We start from the raw sequence: 3,190 nt of genomic DNA, 5'->3' as shown, positions 1-3,190 counted from the left end.
GTTCAACTCGACCAACCCGGCTTACATGGACAAGTGGATGACGACCAAAAACAACCGTCTGCAGCTCAACGGTTCTGCTTTCGTCGAGCTCACGCCGGTGGAAGGGCTGACCGTGCGCTCGCAGCTTTCGGCCAATGCGTTCGACTACCGCGCGACGACGCACGGCAACCCCGATACGCCGACAGCTACCGGCGTTATCGGTACGACCTACGTACAGGAAGGCTTCCAGCGAATGTATGCTTGGACATGGACCAACACGGCCGAGTATAAATTCACGGTCGCCGACGACCATCACTTCACCGCCCTGCTCGGCGAGGAGACCATCTACGGCAACAACGAAGCGTTCAATGCCGCGACGAACGGTGTTACCAACAGCGACCTGCTCTACATCAGCCAAGGTACCGAAATCGCCTACATTCCTCAGTACACGCTGAGCAAATACGCCTACAATTCGGTCTTCGGCCGCGTGGAATACGACTATCAGGAGAAGTACTTCGTCGACGGTTCGGTGCGTTACGACTCAAGTTCGCGCTTCGGCGAGGACAACCGCGGCGCGACGTTCTGGTCGGTAGGTGCGATGTGGAACCTCTCGAAAGAGCATTTCCTGCGCAACAACCGCACGGTTTCGGACCTCTCGCTCAAGCTCTCCTACGGTACGCAGGGTAACTCGGGTATCGGAGATTACGACCAGTACGAGGTGATCGCCGCCAGCCAATACCCCTACAACGGCAATCCCGCATGGAATCTTTCGTCGGCCGGCAACCCGCAGCTCGCATGGGAGCAGCAGGGTATCCTGACCGTCGGTGCGAGCGCTACGCTGTGGCGCAAGCTGACCCTCGGCGTGGATTGGTACCGCCGCCAGACGACCGACATGCTCATGCCCAAGCCGATGGCTCCCTCGTCGGGCGTTTCGTCGCTGATCTGGAACATCGGCGCCATGCGCAATACGGGTGTCGACGTAACCCTGAACTACGATATTTTCGCAAACAAGGATTGGTACGTGAACTTCCACGCCACGTTCAACTACAACAAGAACCAGCTGACGGAGCTCTGGGAACCGGGGCTGAAGGAATCGACGACGGGCGACGGTCTGACCTACTATGTAGTCGGCAAGCCGGTCAACGAGTTCTATACGAAAGAGTGGCGCGGCGTGAATCCCGACACGGGCGAACCGCAGTGGACGGCTGAAGGCGGCGGGATCACCACCGACTACAATCAGGCGATCGATGTGGATCTCGACAAATCGAGCATCCCGCCCTACTCCGGCGGTTTCGGTTTCAACGTGATGTGGAAGGGCATCGGTCTGACCGCCGACTTCGCTTGGACGGCCGGAGCCTACGCACTGAACAACACGCTCTTCTTCACGGCCAACACGTATAGCGGCCGCATGTTTTACAACCAGTCGGAACAGGCGCTCGACTACTGGAAAAAACCGGGCGACGTAACCAAATATCCGGCGCTCCAGTACGAATCGCAGTTCGACTCCCACCTGATCGAGGATGCTTCGTTCCTGCGTCTGAAGAATATCCAGATCTCCTATACGCTGCCGCAGTCGCTTCTGGCCAACAGCCGCTTCCTCAAAGGCTTCAAGGTGTATGTAGGTGCGCGCAACCTCTTCACGATCACGGGCTACGACGGTATCGACCCCGAGGCAGCCACCGCAGTGGGTTCGGAAATCGACGTTTATGCGAACACCCGCCAGTGGACGTTCGGATGCGAATTCAAATTCTAATAGCCGGAAAACGAAATTTTAACGAAGATTCAATATGAAAAAAATAATCAATCTCATGGTGATGCTCGGTGCGGTGTGCGGATTCACGGCATGCGACCTCGAAATCACGCCCGACACCGCCATTGCAGGAAAGGATGCCGCGCACCTGAAATACGTTTCGGCGCTTCGCAACGGCATTTACAACAACATGACCACCGTTACGGCCTATTCCAATCTGGTGAATACGGAGTACTATACGGATCTCTTCAACGAAACGATCAACTCGGGCAACCGCGGCGGTTTCTTTTCCCGCTGGAATCTGCATGCCGACGATCAGGATATTCTGAAATTGTGGACCAACTACTACACGACGATCCTGCAGGTGAATTACGCGCTCGAAAAGGCTGCGCTCGCCATCGAGCAGGAGCCGGAGAATGCCGAGGAGCTGAAGCTCTACATGGGCGAAATGTATTTCGTCCGCGCCTACATGATCCATCAGCTCGCACTGCGTTTCTGCGAGGATTACGATCCTGACCGGGCCGATGCGCAGCTGGGCGTTCCCTGCCCCGTGGAGTATGCTCCGGGCGCACAGCTGCCGCGCGGCACGCTCGCACAGACCTATGCCCGCATCACGGAGGACATCAAATCGGCCGAGGGGCTCGTAACCACGCAGGGGTCGCAGAATTCGAAGTATATCACCGTAGACGCCATCACGGCCTTCAAGGCGCAGGTGGCGCTCCAGATGCACGACTACGACAATGCGATCGCTTACGCTTCGTCGCTTTACTCGAAGTATCCGCTGGTCAACACCCGGGAAGGGCTGGAGAATCTCTGGCTCCAAGGTACTTGCACCGAGACGATCATGCAGCTCGAAGTAACCCGCAACACGTATAACCTGATCGGAGCGACGACCGACTACCTCTCGGGCAGCTACCAGAGCGCATCGGGCACCTATCTGTATAACCCGGGTTATGTGCCCGAGCAGTGGGTCTGCGATCTCTTCACTGCGGATGACTACCGTTACGGTCCCTATGTAGGTCCTGCGACCATCCGCAATATCGACAGCGAAGGTCGTCTGATGATGAAGCTGGCCGGTCTGGTGGGTCTGCGTTCCACGGAGACGCTGCTCAACTATTACAACATGCCCGTCGTCTTCCGTGTAGCCGAGATGTATCTGATCGAAGCAGAGGCGCAGTATCGCAAGAACGGCTCCGGCGCGAACCCGCTGAACACGCTGCGCACCGCGCGCGGTTTGAAGGCCACGGGCGCCACGGGCGAAGCGCTCTTCACGGAGATTCAGAACGAATGCGTGCGTGAATTCATCGGCGAAGGACACCGACTGTTCGACCTCAAGCGTTGGGGCATCGGCATGAAACGAAATGCACAAACGGCTTGCATTTCGATCCTCGCCGGCGGTACGGCAACTTACGAAATGCAGAAATCGGCTGACGATCCGCAATTCGTCTGGCCCATTCCGCA

2 protein-coding genes are annotated in these 3,190 nt (G+C 57.3%); both read left to right on the top strand.

Annotation, left to right across the window (positions count from 1 at the left end; all coding sequences use genetic code 11):
- Positions 1-1,732 (top strand): SusC/RagA family TonB-linked outer membrane protein (locus BN3659_RS04990; RefSeq protein ID WP_171847705.1); only part of this gene is annotated, 1,732 nt, incomplete at its 5' end.
- Positions 1,733-1,766: 34 nt separating this feature from the next.
- Positions 1,767-3,190, top strand: a 1,424-nt coding sequence (locus BN3659_RS04985; RefSeq protein ID WP_091535070.1) for a RagB/SusD family nutrient uptake outer membrane protein, incomplete at its 3' end; no start/stop codon positions are given.

Source organism: Alistipes sp. CHKCI003 (genome assembly GCF_900021155.1).
Lineage (GTDB): Bacteria > Bacteroidota > Bacteroidia > Bacteroidales > Rikenellaceae > Alistipes > Alistipes excrementavium.
This window is presented reverse-complemented; position numbering and strand designations above follow the sequence as displayed.